General features: G+C 48.7%; 2 rRNA genes. Both read left to right on the plus strand.

Features of this window, described 5'->3' with window-relative positions:
* A 23S ribosomal RNA gene (locus SKC35_RS11400) occupies positions 1 to 2,809 on the plus strand; the annotation flags it as partial.
* 67 nt (positions 2,810 to 2,876) lie between these two features.
* Positions 2,877 to 2,988: ribosomal RNA gene (gene rrf, locus SKC35_RS11405) — 5S ribosomal RNA — on the plus strand.
* Positions 2,989 to 3,007: the final 19 nt, after the last annotated feature.

The following is a 3,007-nucleotide window of genomic DNA, read 5'->3' on the forward strand; positions in this document are numbered from 1 at the left end:
GGGGATGCCTAGGCTCTTGGAGGCGATGAAGGACGTGTTAAGCTGCGATAAGCTTCGGGGAGGTGCACAAGACCTTCGATCCGAAGATTTCCGAATGGGGCAACCCAGTAGATTGAAGATCTATTATTCTATTTAAGATAGAAGGCGAACCTGCTGAACTGAAACATCTAAGTAAGCAGAGGAAGAGAAAACAAAAGTGATTCCGTAAGTAGTGGCGAGCGAACGCGGATTAGCCCAAACCAGTGTTGTTGCGGCAAGACTGGGGTTGTAGGACCACGTGATCGATTATATAAATGAATGAGAGCTGTCTGGGAAGGCAGGCCATAGAAGGTGAGAGCCCTGTATCGGTAAGCTTATATAATTGTAGTGGTATCCTGAGTAGGGGGGGACTGGAGAAATCCCCTTTGAATCTGCCGGCACCATCCGGTAAGGCTAAATACTACCAAGAGACCGATAGTGAACGAGTACTGTGAAGGAAAGGTGAAAAGTACCCTGAGTAAGGGGGTGAAAAGACCCTGAAACCATACGCTTACAAGCGGTCGGAGCCCTTTCGTGGGGTGACGGCGTGCCTTTTGCATAATGAGCCTACGAGTTACTTTCACTGGCGAGGTTAATCACGTTGACGTGAGCAGCCGGAGCGAAAGCGAGTCTGAATAGGGCGCTTAGTCAGTGGGAGTAGACGCGAAACTTTGTGATCTACCCATGAGCAGGTTGAAGCTCCGATAACACGGAGTGGAGGACCGAACCAGTTTACGTTGAAAAGTATTTGGATGACTTGTGGGTAGGGGTGAAAGGCCAATCAAACTGAGAAATAGCTCGTACTCCCCGAAATGTTTTTAGGAACAGCCTCGGGGTTAAGTTTTAAGCAGGTAAAGCTACCGATAGGACTAGGGGGAGTCAAATCCTACCAAATCCTGACGAACTCTGAATGGCTTAAAATATACCCGGGAGTGAGGGTTGGGGTGCTAAGGTCCCAATCCGAGAGGGAAAGAACCCAGACCAACAGCTAAGGTCCCAAAATCTTTACTAAGTTGAACTAAGGAAGTCTGATTGCAGTGACAGCCAGGATGTTAGCTTGGAAGCAGCTATTCATTTAAAGAGTGCGTAACAGCTCACTGGTCGAGCGAGGCGGGCATCGATAATAAACGGGCATCAAGTAAAGTACCGAAGCTTTGGATTATATTTATATACTGGTAGGGGAGCATTCTGATCTGCGGTGAAGGTGAAGCGACGAGCTTTGCTGGAGCGTTCAGAAAAGCAAATGTAGGCATGAGTAACGATAATGAGGGCGAGAAACCCTCACGCCGAAAGACTAAGGTTTCCTCAGCTATGCTAATCAACTGAGGGTTAGTCGGGGGCTAAGGGTCTAGCGAAGGCGACAACCTAATGCACAACAGGTTAATATTCCTGTACTTACTTATTGGGCAAATAGATGACGGAGATTACAGGTTACCAGATACTGACGGAATAGTGTCTTTGAGAGGCGGCAGCAATGCCAAAACGAGTGTAGTGAGTAAACTTCCAAGAAAAGTCTAGGCGTGTATAACTAATAAGTAACCCGTACCGTAAACCGACACAGGTGGTCGAGAAGAATATTCTAAGGCGCTCGAGTGAATCACGGCTAAGGAACTCGGCAAATTAACCCTGTAACTTCGGGATAAAGGGAGCCACGAGCAATCGTGGCCGCAGAGAAATGGCCCAGGCGACTGTTTAACAAAAACACATGGCTTTGCTAAATCGAAAGATGACGTATAAGGCCTGACACCTGCCCGGTGCTGGAAGGTTAAGGGGGGATGTTAGTGGCAACACGAAGCATTGAACTGAAGCCCCAGTAAACGGCGGCCGTAACTATAACGGTCCTAAGGTAGCGAAATTCCTTGTCGGGTAAGTTCCGACCTGCACGAATGGTGTAACGATCTGGGCACTGTCTCAGCCGTGAGCTCGGTGAAATTGTAGTAACGGTGAAGATGCCGTTTACCCGCAACGGGACGGAAAGACCCCATGAACCTTTACTATAGCTTAGCATTGAGTTTTGGTACTGGATGTGTAGGATAGGTGGGAGGCTGTGAGCCGGTGTCGCTAGGCATCGGGGAGCCAACGTTGAAATACCACCCTTCTTGTACTGGAATTCTAATCCCCAAAGGGGAGACATTGCTTGGTGGGTAGTTTGACTGGGGTGGTCGCCTCCAAAAGAGTAACGGAGGCTTTCAAAGGTTCCCTCAGCACGCTTGGTAACCGTGCGTAGAGTGCAATAGCAAAAGGGAGCTTGACTGTGAGACCGACAAGTCGATCAGGTACGAAAGTAGGATATAGTGATCCGGTGGTTTAGTATGGAACAGCCATCGCTCAAAGGATAAAAGGTACTCTGGGGATAACAGGCTGATCTCCCCCAAGAGCTCACATCGACGGGGAGGTTTGGCACCTCGATGTCGGCTCGTCACATCCTGGGGCTGGAGAAGGTCCCAAGGGTTCGGCTGTTCGCCGATTAAAGTGGCACGCGAGCTGGGTTCAGAACGTCGTGAGACAGTTCGGTCCCTATCTGTTGTGGGCGTAGGAATATTGACAGGTTCTGACTTTAGTACGAGAGGACCGAGTTGGACTGACCGCTGGTATATCAGTTGTTCTGCCAAGGGCATAGCTGAGTAGCCACGTCGGGACCAGATAAGCGCTGAAAGCATCTAAGTGCGAAACTGACCTGAAGATGAGTATTCCATGAAGGGTCCGTGTAGACGACACGGTCGATAGGCTACAGATGTAAAGACAGTAATGTCAAAGTCGAGTAGTACTAATTACCCGAAAGCTTACCTTTTATTAATTTACACACTGCTGTTTATTTTATCTCACAATATGGCTAAAGGCTAAAACCTTGCAAAAAGTATGGAGCCGATAGGACGGGTGTTCACCTCTTCCCATCTCGAACAGAGAAGTTAAGCCCCGCACCGCTGATGATACTGGGATCAAACCCGGGAAAGTAAGTAAGCTCCAAGTTATTACAGAAGACCTGCAC

Source organism: Aquirufa originis (assembly GCF_042714495.1).
Classification (GTDB): domain Bacteria; phylum Bacteroidota; class Bacteroidia; order Cytophagales; family Spirosomataceae; genus Aquirufa; species Aquirufa originis.